A 16,476-nucleotide genomic window follows, 5' to 3' on the forward strand; every position below is an offset into this window, starting at 1 on the left:
GATTTCAGCAACGCCGCGCAATCAAGGCTTGATGATGTGCCAAACCCCACCCTTGCCATCACCGGTCTTGTCCCCGGCCTTCTTGTCATCCTTGTAGGTGTAGACCGGCTTGCCTTTGTAGGCCCATTGGCTGGTCTGGTCGTCGCGGGTGATGACTGTCCAGTCGCCAGCCTTGGTATCGGTAGATTCCGCCTTCAGTGGCGGCCAGTTGGTCGCGCACTGGTCCTTGCACACTGATTTGCCATCGGCATCCTTGTCGAAGGTGTAGAGGGTCAAGCCCTTGTGATCGACCAACATCCCATCTTTCGTCATCGCAGGTTCTGCGGCGAATGCCACGCCCGGCAGCGTCAATGCGGCCGCTACCAGCAGGGCTTTCCAGGAAATCGTGCTGTAAGTCATCGGAACCTTCCTTTTGTGGTTGTCAGGATTCGGACCCAAAGGGTAGTCCAGAGTGCCGTGAATTGCCCAAGCGACTAAATTACTGTCACACGACTGCAATAATTCCGTTATCTAATGCGGCGCAAGACAGTTAAATGACAAGAGGATTTTGAGCATGGTTGGCAGGAGCATTCTGATTGTTGACGACGAAGCGCCCATTCGCGAGATGATCGCCGTTGCGTTGGAAATGGCCGGCTACGACTGCCTGGAGGCGGAGAACTCCCAGCAGGCCCATGCCATTATCGTCGACCGCAAGCCGGACCTGATCCTGCTCGACTGGATGCTCCCCGGCACCTCCGGCATCGAACTGGCCCGGCGCCTCAAGCGTGACGAGCTGACCGGGGATATCCCGATTATCATGCTCACCGCCAAGGGTGAAGAGGACAACAAGATCCAGGGCCTGGAAGTCGGCGCCGATGACTACATCACCAAGCCTTTTTCCCCTCGAGAGCTGGTCGCGCGCCTCAAAGCCGTACTGCGCCGGGCCGGCCCGACCGATGGCGAAGCGCCGATCGAAGTCGACGGCCTGATCCTGGACCCGATCAGCCACCGGGTAACCATCGACGGCAAGCCGGCCGAAATGGGCCCGACCGAATACCGCCTGCTGCAGTTTTTCATGACCCACCAGGAGCGCGCCTACACCCGCGGCCAACTGCTGGACCAGGTGTGGGGCGGCAATGTGTACGTGGAGGAGCGCACGGTCGACGTGCATATCCGCCGCCTGCGCAAAGCCTTGGGCGATGCCTATGAGAATCTGGTACAAACCGTGCGCGGCACGGGCTACCGGTTTTCCACCAAGGGCTGAGCCGGCCGTCTCCTGACTTAACAGCTGACAAGGACGCATGTTCAAGTGAACCAAAATTGGCATGGCACCCTGATTCGCCACATGCTTCTGCTGATCACCGGTTGCCTGCTGGTCGGGCTGATCAGTGGTTATTACGGCTGGAGCCTGGCCATCGGCATCGCCCTGTACCTGGGCTGGACCCTCAAACAACTGCTGCGCCTGCATGAATGGCTGCGCCAGCACAAACCCGACGAAGCACCGCCCGATGGTTACGGCCTGTGGGGCGAGGTGTTCGACAGCATCTACCACCTGCAACGCCGCGACCAACGGGTGCGCGGGCGCCTGCAAGCGGTGATCGACCGGGTACAGGAATCCACTGCCGCGCTCAAGGACGCGGTGATCATGCTCGACAGCGACGGCAACCTGGAATGGTGGAACCGCGCCGCCGAGACCCTGCTGGGCCTCAAGACGCCCCAGGACAGCGGCCAGCCGGTGACCAACCTGGTGCGCCATCCGCGCTTCAAGGAATACTTCGAGCAGGACAACTATGAAGAAGCCCTGGAAATCCCCTCGCCCACCAACGACCGCGTGCGTATCCAGCTGTACCTGACGCGCTACGGCAACAACGAGCACTTGATGCTGGTGCGCGACGTGACCCGCATCCATCAGTTGGAACAGATGCGCAAAGACTTCGTCGCCAACGTTTCCCACGAACTGCGCACACCGTTGACGGTGATCTGCGGCTATCTGGAGACGCTGCTCGACAATGTCGAGGCGATCAACCCGCGCTGGAGCCGTGCCCTGCAGCAAATGCAGCAGCAAGGCTCACGCATGCAAACCCTGCTCAACGACCTGTTGCTGCTGGCCAAGCTTGAAGCCACTGATTATCCGTCGGACAACCACCCGGTGGCCGTGCAGAGCCTGCTGTACACCATCAAGAATGACGCCAAGGCCCTGTCCGGCGAGCGCGGCCAGCACATTACCCTGGAAGCCGACCCGCTGGTGTTGCTCAAGGGCAGCGAAGGCGAGCTGCGCAGCGCGTTCTCCAACCTGGTGTTCAACGCGGTGAAATACACCCAGGACAACGGCAATATCCGCATCCGCTGGTGGGCTGACGCACACGGCGCGCACCTGAGCGTGCAGGATTCCGGCATCGGCATCGACGCCAAGCACCTGCCGCGCTTGACCGAACGCTTCTACCGCGTCGATTCCAGCCGCAACTCCAACACCGGCGGCACCGGGCTGGGCCTGGCGATCGTCAAGCACGTGCTGCTGCGACATCGCGCCCGCCTGGAAATCAGCAGCGTGCTGGGGCACGGCAGCACGTTTACCTGCCACTTTCCCCCCGCGCAGGTGACCCGCTCGCAGGTGATCGGCACCGACGAATAACCCGCAGACGCTACAAGACTAATGTGGGAGGGGGCTTGCCCCCGATAGCGGTGTATCAGTATCAGGTGTGCTGACTGACACCCTGCTATCGGGGGCAAGCCCCCTCCCACATTTGGACTTGCAGTGTCTTGAAGGGCGCATTCCAGGCCCCGCCCGGCAGCAGGCACTAGGCAAGCGCCCCGTCAGCCGCTACATTGGCCGACTTGCGCCTGCTTTTCAGGCCTGCTCCCCCCTTATTGAACATACGGAACCTGCAAAACCCCATCATGGACCCTTCCCCTGGTATCACCCTCGCTACACTTTTCGCCGATTTCGGCATGATTCTATTTGCACTGGTCCTGGTACTGCTCAACGGTTTCTTCGTTGCGGCGGAATTTGCCATGGTCAAACTGCGCTCGACGCGAGTCGAGGCCATCGCCCACACCAACGGCTGGCGCGGGCAGATCCTGCGCACCGTGCACAGCCAGCTCGACGCTTACCTGTCGGCCTGCCAGCTGGGCATCACCCTCGCCTCCCTGGGCCTGGGCTGGGTCGGTGAGCCGGCCTTCGCCCATATCCTCGAGCCGTTGCTGGGCGCCGCAGGCGTTGAGTCGCCGGAAGTGATCAAGGGCGTGTCGTTCTTTGCCGCCTTCTTCGTGATTTCCTACCTGCACATCGTGGTCGGTGAGCTGGCTCCCAAATCCTGGGCCATTCGCAAGCCCGAATTGCTGTCGCTGTGGACCGCCGTGCCGCTCTACCTGTTCTACTGGGCGATGTACCCGGCGATCTACCTGCTCAACGCCAGCGCCAATGCTATCTTGCGCATCGCAGGTCAAGGCGAGCCCGGCCCGCATCACGAACACCATTACAGCCGCGAAGAACTCAAGCTGATCCTGCACTCCAGCCGTGGCCAGGACCCCAGCGACCAAGGCATGCGTGTACTCGCTTCCGCCGTGGAAATGGGCGAACTGGAAGTGGTGGACTGGGCCAACTCCCGGGAAGACCTGGTCACCCTGGACTTCAACGCGCCCCTCAAGGAAATCCTCGCGCTGTTCCGCCGCCATAAATTCAGCCGTTACCCAGTGTATGACGCGGTGCGCAATGAGTTTGTGGGCCTGTTGCACATCAAGGACCTGCTGCTGGAACTGGCGGCCCTGGACCATATCCCCGAGTCGTTCAACCTGGCCGAACTGACCCGCCCGCTGGAGCGCGTATCGCGCCACATGCCGTTGTCGCAGTTGCTGGAGCAGTTCCGCAAAGGCGGCGCGCACTTCGCCCTGGTGGAAGAAGCCGATGGCAAGATCATTGGCTACCTGACCATGGAAGACGTGCTGGAAGTGCTGGTGGGCGATATCCAGGACGAACACCGCAAGGCCGAGCGCGGCATCCTCGCCTACCAGCCGGGCAAGCTGCTGGTGCGTGGCGACACCCCACTGTTCAAGGTAGAGCGCCTGCTCGGCGTCGACCTGGACCACATCGAAGCCGAAACCCTGGCGGGCCTGATCTACGACACCTTGAAACGGGTACCGGAAGAGGAAGAAGTGCTGGAAGTTGAAGGCTTGCGGATCATCATCAAGAAGATGAAAGGGCCAAAGATCGTGCTGGCCAAGGTGCTAATGCTGGATTGACTACCCATTGTGGGAGGGGGCTTGCTCCCGATAGCAGTGTGTCAGCCACCAGAGACAGTGACTGATACCGCGCTATCGGGAGCAAGCCCCCTCCCACATTGGTTACTGGCCATCCTTTGGATCACGCGCCCGGCACGAAATGCTTCTGCGCGGTGCCCCGCGCGATCAGGCGGGAGATGTAGTCCAGCTTCTGCGCATCCTGGTCGATAAACCGGAAGGTCAGCTGCAGCCAGTCGCTGTCGGGCTTGGGCTCGTAGGCAACGATCGCGTGCAGGTAGCCGTTGAGGCGGGCCACTTCAGCGTTTTCACCTTGCTCAAGGTCGAGCACGGCGCTTTCCAGCACCTGGGGCAGGACCTCACCGCGACGCACCACCAACAACGCTTCCTTGATGCTGAGCGCCTTGATCACGCACTGCTGGGTGCCGCTGGACAGGCGCAATTGGCCTTGACCACGACCGCCGGCAGGCGAAGGGGCCGGGGCGGCGGTGACAGGCGCGCTGTTGAGCAGACCTCTGCTCGGGGCTGCGGCCGCTGGTGCCGGCTTGACGGCATCAGGCTTGCCACCGGTCAGCGCGCTCAGGGAGTCGTTGCCGAAGGCCGAGTTCATCTTGGTTGGCGCGCTGGCGATCAACGCGTCGAGGCGGCCGATCTTGTGCAGCGCCTGCTTGACCTTGTTCAGCAATTGTTCGTTGGTGAACGGCTTGCTGACGTAACCGGAAACCCCGGCCTGGATCGCCTGCACCACGTTTTCCTTGTCGCCACGGCTGGTCACCATCACGAACGGCATGGCCTTCAGATGGGCTTGCTCGCGGCACCAGGTCAACAGCTCAAGCCCGGACATCTCGGGCATTTCCCAGTCGCACAGCACCAGGTCGAAGGACTCGCGCATCAGAATGGATTGCGCCTTCTTGCCGTTCACCGCATCTTCGATCTGGATCCCGGGGAAGTAATTGCGCAGGCACTTCTTCACCAGGTCGCGAATAAACGAGGCGTCATCCACCACCAACACACTGACTTTGCTCATCGACCCTTCATCCTATAAAACCTTGCTGGCAGTACGCCTGACTGATGGCAGTTTGCCAAAACTCTGCAGTCACGTTAGGACTTATTTGGCCCTATCCGCAATAAATTCCGCTCGCCGCAAACGAAAACGCCCGGCCAATGGCCGGGCGTTAATTTCTCGGGCAACCTTACTTATCGTCAGATTCGCCCGGAACATTAGGGATAAGATCAGCATTGCCTTCAACTTCGGCTTTCATGCGCTTGAGGCCCATGTGCCGAACGTCGGTGCCGCGCACCAGGTAAATCACCAATTCCGAGATATTGCGCGCATGGTCGCCGATGCGCTCCAGGGAGCGCAGCACCCAGATGATGCTCAAGACACGCGAGATAGAGCGCGGGTCTTCCATCATGTAGGTCGCCAGTTCACGCAGGGCGGTCTTGTATTCGCGATCGATGACCTTGTCGTACTGGGCCACCGACAGCGCCAGGTCCGCATCGAAGCGCGCAAACGCGTCGAGGGCATCGCGCACCATGTTGCGCACCTGGTCGCCGATATGGCGCACTTCCACGTAACCACGCGGCGCTTCGCCTTCTTCGCACAGCTGGATGGCGCGGCGGGCGATCTTGGTGGCTTCGTCGCCGATACGCTCGAGGTCGATCACCGACTTGGAGATGCTGATGATCAAGCGCAGGTCCGAGGCCGCCGGTTGGCGCCGCGCCAGGATGCGCAGGCACTCCTCGTCGATGTTGCGTTCCATCTGGTTGATCTGGTCATCGATCTCACGCACTTGCTGGGCCAGGCCCGAGTCGGCCTCGATCAGCGCGGTGACCGCATCGTTGACTTGCTTCTCCACCAGGCCGCCCATTGCCAGGAGGTGGCTGCGCACTTCCTCAAGCTCGGCGTTGAACTGCGCGGAGATGTGGTGGGTAAGGCCTTCTTTGCTAATCATGTTGGCGTCCTTGGAGCGTCCGGTAAGGTGCGGAGAACCGCAGCGTCAGTGCAATCAGAACCACAGCTTCCTAGCCATAACGACCGGTGATGTAGTCTTCGGTCTGCTTCTTCGCCGGATTGGTGAACAGGGTATCGGTGTCGCCGAACTCCACCAGCTTGCCCATGTACATGAACGCGGTGTAGTCGGAAACCCGCGCCGCCTGCTGCATGTTGTGGGTCACGATGACGATGGTGAACTTGGACTTGAGCTCGTAGATCAGCTCTTCGACTTTGAGCGTCGAGATCGGGTCGAGCGCTGAGCACGGTTCGTCGAGCAACAGCACTTCAGGCTCCACGGCGATGGTGCGCGCAATCACCAGACGCTGCTGCTGGCCGCCGGAGAGGCCCAGGGCCGACTCGTGCAGACGGTCCTTGACCTCATCCCACAGCGCGGCACCCTTGAGCGCCCATTCCACGGCTTCATCGAGGATGCGCTTTTTGTTGATGCCCTGGATGCGCAGGCCATAGACCACGTTTTCATAGATGGTCTTGGGAAACGGGTTGGGCTTCTGGAACACCATGCCCACCCGGCGGCGCAACTCGGCCACATCTTCGCCCTTGCGGTAGATGTTGGTGCCATAGAGGTTGATCGCGCCTTCCACACGGCAACCGTCCACCAGGTCGTTCATGCGGTTGAAGGTGCGCAGCAGCGTGGACTTGCCGCAGCCCGACGGGCCGATGAAAGCGGTCACGCGCTGCTTGGGGATGTTCATGCTGACGTCGAACAGCGCCTGCTTTTCACCGTAGTAGAGGCTCAGGCCGGGCACTTCGATGGCCACGGTTTCCTGGGCCAGGCTCAGGCTCTGCTTGTCGCGACCCAGGGCAGACATGTTGATGCCGTGGGAATGGGTTTCATGTTGCATGGGATGCTCCCTGTGCTGTTGTGTGGGAGGGGGCTTGCCCCCGATGGCAGTGTGTCAGTCAGCACATCTGTTTCTGATCCGCCGCTATCGGGGGCAAGCCCCCTCCCACATTTATTCTGCGTTTACTTACAAATCAGCTGTCCAGCGCCTTGTACTTCTCGCGCAGGTGGTTACGTATCCACACCGCCGACAGGTTGAGCGTGGCGATCACCAGCACCAGCAGCAACGCGGTGGCGTACACCAGCGGCCGCGCCGCCTCGACGTTGGGGCTCTGGAAGCCGACGTCATAGATATGGAAGCCCAGGTGCATGATCTTCTGGTCAAGGTGCAGGTACGGGTAGTTACCGTCCAACGGCAGCGACGGGGCCAGCTTCACCACGCCGACCAGCATCAGCGGCGCCACTTCACCGGCGGCACGGGCCACGGCGAGGATCATGCCGGTCATCATCGCCGGGCTGGCCATTGGCAGCACGATCTTCCACAGCGTTTCCGCCTTGGTCGCGCCGAGTGCCAGGGACCCTTCACGCACGGTGCGAGGTATGCGCGCCAGGCCTTCTTCAGTCGCCACGATCACCACCGGCACCGCCAGCAGCGCCAGGGTCAGCGAGGCCCAGAGCAGGCCCGGCGTGCCGAAGGTCGGCGCCGGCAAGGCTTCGGCGAAGAACAGCCGATCCACCGAGCCACCCAGTACATACACGAAGAAGCCCAGGCCGAACACGCCGTAAACGATGGCCGGCACGCCCGCCAGGTTGTTGACCGCGATGCGGATGATCCGCGTCAGGGCGTTCTGCTTGGCGTACTCACGCAGGTACACCGCCGCCAGCACGCCGAACGGCGTCACGATCATCGCCATGATCAGGGTCATCATCACGGTGCCGAAGATCGCCGGGAAGATCCCGCCTTCGGTGTTAGCTTCCCGTGGGTCGTCGCTCAAGAACTCCCAAACCTTGCTGAAGTAGAAGCCGATCTTGGTCATCGTGCCCATGGCGTTCGGCTGGTAGGCGTGCACCACCTTGCCGATGCCGATTTCGATTTCCTTGCCGTTGCCGTCACGGGCCGTCAGCGCGTCGCGGTTGAACTGCGCGTGCAGGTCGGCCAGGCGCGCTTCGATGTCCTGATAGCGGGCATTCAGTTCGGCGCGGTCGGCGTCCATGTCGGCTTGGGCGGCGGCGTCGAGCTTGCCTTCCAGTTCCAGCTTGCGGCCATGCAGGCGGACGCGCTCCAGCCCGGCGTTGATCGCGCCGATATCGGTTTTTTCCAGACTCTTGAGCTGGACGGCCAGCTTGTTGACCCGATCTACGCGGGCTTGCAGCTCCGGCCATGCGGCCTCACCCTCGGCGACGACCTTGCCGTCCTGCTTGACGTTGACCAGGGTACCGTAGAAGTTACCCCACTCACGTCGCTCGATGGTCATCAACTGCACCGGTTTGGTCTGGTCCTTCAACCATTCGCCGACGATCCAGGTGAAATCATTGCCGTTCAAGTCGCGGTTGCCGACCTTGATCAGCTCGCGGGTCATGAACTCCGGGCCCTCGTCGGGCACCGGCAGGCCAGCGCTTTTCAGGCGCTCGCGGGGCACTTCTTCCTTCTGCACCACTTCGCCGATGACGATATGGTTTTCCTGGCCGGGCACGTTGTAGGTGGCCTGGATCAGGTCAGCCGGCCAGAAGTGGCCCAACCCGCGCACCGCAATCACGGCCAGCAAACCCAGGGTCATGATGACCGCGATGGACACCGCGCCACCGCTGATCCAGACGCCCGGGGCGCCGCTCTTGAACCATCCATTCAGGGAGTTCTGTTTCACAGACTTCTACCTTTCTTAAAGCGACGAGTATTTCTTGCGCAGACGCTGACGAATCAGCTCGGCGAGGGTGTTCATGATGAAAGTGAACAGCAGCAGTACCAGCGCCGAGAGGAACAGCACGCGGTAGTGACTGCCGCCCACTTCCGACTCGGGCATTTCCACCGCGACGTTGGCCGCCAGCGTGCGCAGGCCTTCGAACAGGTTCATCTCCATCACCGGCGTGTTACCGGTGGCCATCAGCACGATCATGGTCTCGCCGACCGCGCGGCCCATGCCGATCATCAGGGCAGAGAAGATGCCCGGGCTGGCGGTGAGGATGACCACGCGGGTCATGGTCTGCCATGGCGTGGCGCCCAGGGCCAGGGAGCCCAGGGTCAGGCCGCGCGGCACACTGAACACGGCGTCTTCGGCGATGGAGTAGATGTTCGGGATCACCGCAAAACCCATAGCCAAACCGACCACCAGGGCGTTGCGCTGGTCATAGGTAATGCCCAGATCGTGGGAGATCCACATGCGCATGTCGCCACCGAAGAACCAGGTTTCCAGGTACGGGCTCATGTACAGCGAGAGCCAGCCCACGAACAGGATCACCGGGATCAGGATCGCGCTTTCCCAGCCGTCGGGAACGCGCAGGCGGATCGATTCAGGCAAGCGGCTGAAGACAAAGCCGGCCGCCAGGATGCCAATCGGCAACAGCATCAGCAGGCTGAAAATCCCCGGCAAGTGCCCTTCCACATAAGGCGCCAGGAACAGGCCGGCGAAGAAGCCGAGGATTACCGTCGGCATCGCTTCCATCAACTCGATCACCGGCTTGACCTTGCGGCGCAGGGTCGGGGCCATGAAGTAAGCCGTGTAGATGGCGGCGGCAACGGCCAGCGGCGCGGCGAGCAACATCGCGTAGAACGCGGCTTTCAGCGTACCGAAGGTCAGTGGCGCCAGGCTCATCTTGGGTTCGAAGTCGGTGTTGGCAGCGGTCGATTGCCAGACGTACTTAGGCTCGTCGTAGTTCTCGTACCAGACCTTGCTCCACAGCGCGCTCCAGGACACTTCCGGGTGCGGATTGTCGAGCAGCAGCGGTTGCAGCTTGCCACCGGCCTCGACGATCACGCGGTTGGCCCGTGGTGACAGGCCGAACACGCCCTGGCCGTCGACCACCGGGTCGACCAGCAAGGTGCGGTGCGCGGTGCTGTGGAACACGCCGAACTGGCCCGAAGCGTCGAGGGCGGTGAAGCCTTTGCGACGTTCCTCAGCCGTGATTTCCACGATGGGCGCAGTGCCCATCTGGAAGGTCCGGATTTGCTTCAGGCGTTGTTCGCCATCCGGGTCGCGGGCCATGAACCACTGGGCCAGGCCACCTTTGGAGTTACCGACGATCAGCGAGATGCCGCCCACCAGTTGGGTGCTGGCGGTGACTTCGGCATTGCCGTCTTCAAGCAGTTTGTAGCGACCGTTGAGGCTCTTGTCGCGCAGGCTGAACACATCGGCCAGGGCGCGACCGTTGATCACATACAACCATTGCTGGCGCGGGTCGATGAAGATCGCCTTCACCGGCTCGGTCATTTGCGGCAGTTCGACACGCTTCTGCTCGCTGGTGACTTCACCGGTCATCATGTTTTCTTCGCGGCTCAGGGTCAGCACGTTCAAGTGCGAACCGGCCGAGCCGGCCACCACCAGGGAGGTATCGGTGGCGTTGAGCGCGACGTGCTCCAACGGGCGGCCGGCCTCATCCAACACGATCGGCGTTTCACCGTAGGGGTATTCGATCGCAGGGCTGATGGTTTTCTTGCCGTCCGGGTAGGACACCTTGTAGGTGTGGCGGAACACCATGGACTGACCGTTGGACAGACCCAGGATCACCAGCGGGCTGCCCGGCTGGTCTTCACCGATGGACACCACCTGGGTACCGGCCGGCAGTGGCAGGTCGACGCGCTTGAGTTCAGCGCCGGTGTCGACGTCAAAGAACAGCGCCTGGCCCTTGTCGGAAACGCGCATGGCGACCTGGTTCTGTTCTTCAAGCGAGATCAGCAAGGGCTTGCCGGCGTCCTGCATCCAGGCGGGCGTCAGCGCGTCTTCCTTGGTCAGCGAGGCGCCCTGGAACAGCGGCGCAACGACATAGGCGAGGAAGAAGAAAATCAGGGTAATGGCAGCCAGCACAGCGAGACCGCCGACCAGTACATACCAACGGGTGAAACGATCCTTAAGCGCGCGAATGCGGCGCTTGCGTTGCAGCTCAGGCGTATTGAAATCAATGCGCTTGGGGGGAGAAGTCGTCGTCATGGTGGAATTGGCCAGATCATTCATGCGCACACCCTAGCGATCCTGTATGACAGAAAGATGACAATGCAGTGACGCAAGAAATCCGCCGCGTAGCAGGGCTGGCAGCGGACACAAAAATTAGGAGTTTCTGTAGGAGCGAGCTTGCTCGCGAAGATCGTCAACGATAACGCGCCGTTTCTGAATAAACGCGGCGCCCTGTCGCCTTTCGCGAGCAAGCTCGCTCCTACAGAAGGCCGGTTTTACCCAGCCCAGCTACTTAGTTGCCTTCTTTCAGACCCAGGTCAGCCAGGGCCTTGGCGGCCACTTTGGCTGGCAGTGGGATGTAGCCATCCTTGACCACCACTTCCTGGCCCTGCTTGGACAGCACCAGTTTCACGAACTCAGCTTCCAGCGGAGCCAGCGGCTTGTTCGGAGCTTTGTTGACGTACACATAGAGGAAACGCGACAGCGGATACTTGCCGTTGAGGGCGTTTTCTTCAGTGTCTTCGATAAAGTCAGTGCTGCCTTTCTTGGCCAACGCCACGGTCTTCACGCTGGCGGTCTTGTAGCCGATGCCCGAGTAACCGACGCCGTTCAGCGAGGAGCTGATCGACTGCACGACCGAAGCCGAACCCGGTTGTTCGTTCACGTTAGGCTTGTAGTCGCCTTTGCACAGGGCTTCTTCCTTGAAGTAGCCGTAAGTGCCGGATACCGAGTTGCGACCGAACAACTGCACCGGCTTGTTGGCCAGGTCGCCGGTCACGCCCAGGTCACCCCAGGTTTTCACGTCGGCTTTGGCGCCGCACAGACGCGTCGAGGAGAAGATCGCGTCGACCTGTTCCATGGTCAGGTGCTGGATCGGGTTGTCCTTGTGCACGAAGACCGCCAGGGCGTCCACGGCAACCGGGATAGCGGTTGGCTTGTAGCCGTACTTCTGCTCGAAGGCCGCCAGTTCCGTGTCCTTCATCTTGCGGCTCATCGGGCCCAGGTTGGAGGTGCCTTCAGTCAGCGCAGGTGGCGCAGTGGCGGAGCCGGCAGCTTGAATCTGAATGTTGACGTTCGGGTATTCCTTTTTGTAACCCTCGGCCCACAGGGTCATCAGGTTGGCCAGGGTATCGGAACCGACGCTGGACAAGTTGCCCGACACACCAGTGGTCTTCACGTAAGCCGGGATGGCCGGGTCAACACCAGCAGCCACCGCGTTGGCAGTTGCAACGCCAGCAGCGACGAACGTCATTGCCGCCATCAAACGCTTCAGTTTCATGCCTTACTCCTAGCAGATAGGGATAGTTGGATCGGGGCCAAGTATCGGTAGGCCGTGTGAACACTCTATGTCTGGAATGTGACAATTAGATGAAAGGCCAGTATTGGCAGCGAGGGCTTATTAGGAGGGGAAGGCTTGAAACGCGGGGGTGAGACGCGGAAATACGAAAATTAATCATTGGTTAAGCACATTCGTCGTGGCGAGGGAGCTTGCTCCCGCTGGACTGCGCAGCAGGCCCATTTTTTCAGGGCCGCTGCGCGCCCCAGCGGGAGCAAGCTCCCTCGCCACGAAGGGATCTGTTTACCGACCGCGTTTCCACAGGTAACCGCCCACCACCATACCCATCACACACAGTACGGCGACATAGTAAGCAGGCCCCATCGGGCTCTCCTTCATCAACAGCGACACCGCCAGCGGCGTCAGCCCGCCGAACACGGCGTAGGCCACGTTGTAGGAAAACGACAAGCCGCTGAAGCGCACCACCGGTGGGAAAGCTTTCACCATCACGTAAGGCACCACGCCGATAGTGCCTACAAACAGGCCGGTCAAGGCGTACAGCGGGAACAGCCAATCCGGATGGGCCATCAGGCTGTGATAAAGCGTCCAGGACGTGGCCAGCAGTAAGGCGCAACCGCTGATCAGCACCCGGCCGGCGCCGAAGCGGTCTGCCAGTGCGCCGGCGGCGATGCAACCCAGGCTCAGGGTGACGATGGCCAGGCTGTTGGCCTGCAACGCCACCGTGGGGCTGAAGTGGTAGACGGTCTGCAGCACGGTCGGGGTCATCAGGATGACCACCACGACGCCGGCCGACAGCAGCCAGGTCAGCAGCATCGACAACACGATCGCGCCACGGTGATCGCGCAGTACCGCGCGCAACGGCAGCTCGGCGGCCAGGGTCTTGCGTTGCTGCATTTCGGCGAAGATCGGTGTTTCATGCAGCCAGCGGCGCAGGTACACCGACAGCAAACCGAACACGCCGCCGAGCAGGAACGGAATACGCCAGGCAAACTCTGAAACCTGCTCCGGGCTGTAGATCGAGTTGATCGCCGTGGCCACCAGCGAACCCAGCAATATACCGGCGGTGAGGCCGCTGGTCAGCGTGCCGCAGGCGTAGCCGATATGGCGTGGCGGCACGTGTTCGGAGACGAACACCCAGGCGCCCGGTACTTCACCGCCAATCGCCGCGCCCTGGATGATACGCATCAGCAGGAGCAGGAGCGGCGCCCACAAACCGATCTGCGCGTAGGTCGGCAGCAGGCCCATGATCAAGGTCGGCACGGCCATCATGAAGATGCTCAGGGTGAACATTTTCTTGCGGCCCAGCAGGTCGCCGAAGTGCGCCATGATAATCCCGCCCAGGGGGCGAGCCAGGTAGCCGGCGGCGAAGATGCCGAACGTCTGCATCATGCGCAGCCATTCGGGCATGTCGACGGGGAAGAACAGTTTTCCGACCACCGTGGCGAAAAACACGAAAATGATGAAGTCGTAGAACTCCAGCGCCCCGCCCAAGGCAGACAGCGACAGGGTTTTGTAGTCGTTGCGGGTCAGCGGGCGCGAAGGTTGCGCGCTGCTTGCGGGCACGGAGGACATGGCAAGGCTTCTCTTATAGTAGTCATCGTAAAGGACTGCGCGCCTGTGACTTGCGGCGGGTTTGGCAAGATAGCAAATCGCTTGAAAAAGCACAGCGCCATGAGAACAGTTGCGCGCAAAAGCCCCAATACAGCGTCTATTTACCGACCAAATGAGCCTCAGGTGGTCGTCGTCGCGCCAGCGTCTCGATATACTCGCCCGTGCAAGCGCAGGAACCCCAGCCTTGAGGGGCTGCTGTGCCAAAACGTTGTTGGGCGCCATCCAGCCGATTTGGCAGAGTTTCCCTTTAGTTCGCCTTACGAGAAACGCATCGAGCGGTGTATGTTGGTGCTGAAACGTTTTTCCAGAAGACGGCTATCCACTTGAAATACCCATGAAGCGTCACGGGTCAGAGGCACCCTCGGCATGATCGAACTCGAACAAGAAGATCCTATCCCGCAAGGCGATCTCGCCTTGCAAATCACCGCGCTTCCGCGTGAAACCAATGGTTTTGGCGATATTTTCGGTGGCTGGCTGGTCGCGCAGATGGACCTGGCCGGCACTGCCATGGCCAGCAAGGTCGCGGGCGGGCGCGTGGCGACCGTGGCGATTGATCGCATGGCCTTCCTGGTACCGGTCGCGGTGGGCGCGCAGTTGTCCTTTTATACCCAGGCCCTGGAAATCGGCCGCAGCTCGATCCAGATGATGGTCGAAGTGTGGAGCGACGACCCGCTGTCCAGCGAATGGCGCAAGGTCACCGAGGCGGTATTCGTGTTCGTCGCCATCGATGGCAGTGGCCGCACGCGCTCGGTTCCGTCGCGCGCGCGTTAAACCTCACCGGGTTTTGACGGTCAATTGCCCCATTGCCTGCCACTGAGAGTGCTTTGTTATGCCGACGCCCCACGTTGAAACCGTGAAAATCGACGAGCTGGACTGCTGGCGCATCCGCCACAACGGCGCCGAATTGATGGTGGCCCAACAGGGTGCGCATCTCTTCAGCTACCAGCGCGACGGCGAGCAGCCGCTGATCTGGCCGAATCCTGAAGCGGTATTCAAAAAAGGCAAAGGCATCCGCACCGGTGTACCGGTTTGCTGGCCGTGGTTTGGCGTATTCGACCGCAACCCGCAGAGTGTTAAGGCCATGCGCCAGAGCGATCAGCCGGCCGGTGCTCACGGTTTTGTGCGTACGGCGCTGTGGGAATTAGCCGCGACCGAGTTGCAAGGCCAAGCGCTGCGGGTAGACGTTGTGCTGCCGGTACCCGCCGGCGGCTTTCCGGGTTGGCCCCATCAGGTCGACTTGAAGCTGAGCCTGGTGCTGGACGACCAGTTGCATATCCACCTGACCAGCCATAACCGTGGCACTGACACGGTGACGCTCAGCCAGGCGCTGCACACCTACTTCGCCGTCAGCGATGTGCGCAATGTGCAGGTCGAAGGCCTGGACGGGTCGACATACATCGACACCGCCGATGGCTGGGCCGAGAAACAGCAATCCGGCCTGCTGCACTTCACCGCCGAGACCGATCGCATCTATCTGGATACGCCGGCTCAACTGAGTATTGTCGATAAAGACTGGGGACGCCGCGTGCAACTCACCAGCCAGGGTTCGAAGTCGACGGTGGTCTGGAACCCCTGGACCGAACGCGCCAAGGCCTTCGATGACATGGCCGACGACGGCTGGCAGGGCATGCTGTGCATCGAGACGGCGAATGTGCTGGAAGATGTGGTGGCTTTGGCACCCGGTGAAAGCCACACCCTCGGCGTGAGCATCAACGCTATCGCCCTGTAGATGAAGAACAAAATGTGGGAGGGGCTTGCTCCCGATTGCGGTGGTTCAGTCAATTCATAGGTGACTGATACACCGCTATCGGGGGCAAGCCCCCTCCCACATTGATTTGTGGTGCGGTTTAGAGATCGGACTCCTTCACCACCCTCACCTTCCCTGCATCCAGTGCATACGCCGCATCCGCCAGATCGTTGTTCACCTTCTCTACCTTCAACGTGCCCGTGACCCACAGCGGCGTATAGATATCCTCCAGCTTCAAACCCTTGGGGTACCGCACCAGCACCAGTTGGTTAGGCGGCGGTGGCGGCACGTGGATGCAGGCGCCTGGGTAGGGCACCAGGAAAAACAGCGTGCTGCGGCCCTTGGCGTCGGTTTCCAACGGCACTGGATAGCCGCCTATACGGATGTTCTTGCCGTTCATGGCCGCCACGGTTTTGGTGGAATACATCACCGCCGGCAAGCCTTTGCTCTGCTTCAAGCCGCCTTTATCGGTAAAGGTGCCTTGGGCTTCGGGGGAGTTGTGATCAATCTCGGGCATGGCCTCGAGGGCTTTCTGATCCGACAGCGGCATCAGGTCCAGCCAGTCGGTTTCCGGCAGTTCGCCAGCGTGGGCCAGGCCTGGGCCCAGCAAGAGGAGAGTCAACAGAAGACGGCGCATGCGAAGGCTCGGCAAGTTCAGGTGGCGAGCATTCTAGCCCTCTGCGCCTGCGCAGCGCAGAGGAC

The 16,476-nt window shown here is 61.2% G+C and carries 14 protein-coding genes; 5 read left to right on the plus strand and 9 right to left on the minus strand.

Going from position 1 to position 16,476, the window contains the following annotated elements; translation table 11 throughout:
* Window positions 1-21: 21 nt before the first annotated feature.
* Window positions 22-399, minus strand: a complete 378-nt coding sequence (locus C4J92_RS26400; RefSeq protein WP_124372309.1) for a hypothetical protein — start codon at window positions 397-399, stop codon at window positions 22-24.
* Between the two features lie 154 nt (window positions 400-553).
* On the opposite strand from C4J92_RS26400, the gene phoB reads away from it, so the two are divergent.
* The 3 genes from phoB to C4J92_RS26415 all read left to right on the plus strand — a co-directional run bounded on the left by phoB (window position 554) and on the right by C4J92_RS26415 (window position 4,218).
* Window positions 554-1,243, plus strand: coding sequence for a phosphate regulon transcriptional regulator PhoB (phoB, locus tag C4J92_RS26405; RefSeq protein ID WP_003195617.1), 690 nt, complete (start codon window positions 554-556; stop codon window positions 1,241-1,243).
* An 81-nt stretch (window positions 1,244-1,324) separates the two neighbouring features.
* Window positions 1,325-2,611 (plus strand): phosphate regulon sensor histidine kinase PhoR, encoded by a 1,287-nt coding sequence (gene phoR, locus C4J92_RS26410; RefSeq protein WP_256657513.1) that lies wholly within the window; start codon window positions 1,325-1,327, stop codon window positions 2,609-2,611.
* A gap of 266 nt (window positions 2,612-2,877) precedes the next feature.
* Window positions 2,878-4,218: a hemolysin family protein gene (locus tag C4J92_RS26415; RefSeq protein WP_124365015.1), complete on the plus strand. Its 1,341-nt coding sequence runs from the start codon at window positions 2,878-2,880 to the stop codon at window positions 4,216-4,218.
* Window positions 4,219-4,339: 121 nt separating this feature from the next.
* Here C4J92_RS26415 and C4J92_RS26420 read toward each other — a convergent pair whose 3' ends face one another.
* The 7 genes from C4J92_RS26420 to C4J92_RS26460 form a co-directional block, all read right to left on the minus strand.
* Window positions 4,340-5,242 (minus strand): response regulator, encoded by a 903-nt coding sequence (locus C4J92_RS26420; RefSeq protein WP_124372310.1) that lies wholly within the window; start codon window positions 5,240-5,242, stop codon window positions 4,340-4,342.
* Between the two features lie 166 nt (window positions 5,243-5,408).
* A complete protein-coding gene (gene phoU / locus C4J92_RS26425; protein WP_065953276.1) occupies window positions 5,409-6,170 on the minus strand; it encodes a phosphate signaling complex protein PhoU in 762 nt (253 codons plus the stop codon).
* 70 nt (window positions 6,171-6,240) lie between these two features.
* Window positions 6,241-7,074, minus strand: coding sequence for a phosphate ABC transporter ATP-binding protein PstB (pstB, locus tag C4J92_RS26430; RefSeq protein WP_048723523.1), 834 nt, complete (start codon window positions 7,072-7,074; stop codon window positions 6,241-6,243).
* Window positions 7,075-7,207: 133 nt separating this feature from the next.
* Complete coding sequence (gene pstA / locus C4J92_RS26435) at window positions 7,208-8,878, minus strand: phosphate ABC transporter permease PstA (protein WP_124405692.1); 1,671 nt, start codon at window positions 8,876-8,878, stop codon at window positions 7,208-7,210.
* 15 nt (window positions 8,879-8,893) lie between these two features.
* Complete coding sequence (locus C4J92_RS26440; RefSeq protein WP_177413208.1) at window positions 8,894-10,927, minus strand: ABC transporter permease subunit; 2,034 nt, start codon at window positions 10,925-10,927, stop codon at window positions 8,894-8,896.
* Between the two features lie 484 nt (window positions 10,928-11,411).
* Window positions 11,412-12,398, minus strand: a complete 987-nt coding sequence (locus C4J92_RS26450) for a phosphate ABC transporter substrate-binding protein PstS (RefSeq protein WP_124365019.1) — start codon at window positions 12,396-12,398, stop codon at window positions 11,412-11,414.
* A 300-nt stretch (window positions 12,399-12,698) separates the two neighbouring features.
* The gene (locus tag C4J92_RS26460; protein ID WP_124365020.1) at window positions 12,699-13,988 is read right to left on the minus strand and encodes an MFS transporter; all 1,290 of its coding nucleotides are present in this window, start codon (window positions 13,986-13,988) and stop codon (window positions 12,699-12,701) included.
* Window positions 13,989-14,393: 405 nt separating this feature from the next.
* Here C4J92_RS26460 and C4J92_RS26465 point away from each other — a divergent pair, with 405 nt between their 5' ends.
* On the plus strand, window positions 14,394-14,798 hold the full coding sequence (locus C4J92_RS26465; RefSeq protein ID WP_003176975.1) for an acyl-CoA thioesterase: 405 nt from the start codon (window positions 14,394-14,396) through the stop codon (window positions 14,796-14,798).
* Between the two features lie 58 nt (window positions 14,799-14,856).
* A complete protein-coding gene (locus C4J92_RS26470; protein ID WP_124405694.1) occupies window positions 14,857-15,756 on the plus strand; it encodes a D-hexose-6-phosphate mutarotase in 900 nt (299 codons plus the stop codon).
* A 118-nt stretch (window positions 15,757-15,874) separates the two neighbouring features.
* Here C4J92_RS26470 and C4J92_RS26475 read toward each other — a convergent pair whose 3' ends face one another.
* The gene (locus C4J92_RS26475; protein ID WP_124405695.1) at window positions 15,875-16,411 is read right to left on the minus strand and encodes a DUF3299 domain-containing protein; all 537 of its coding nucleotides are present in this window, start codon (window positions 16,409-16,411) and stop codon (window positions 15,875-15,877) included.
* Between the last annotated feature and the right edge of the window lie 65 nt (window positions 16,412-16,476).

Source organism: Pseudomonas sp. R3-18-08 (assembly GCF_003852065.1).
In the GTDB taxonomy this organism is placed as follows: domain Bacteria; phylum Pseudomonadota; class Gammaproteobacteria; order Pseudomonadales; family Pseudomonadaceae; genus Aquipseudomonas.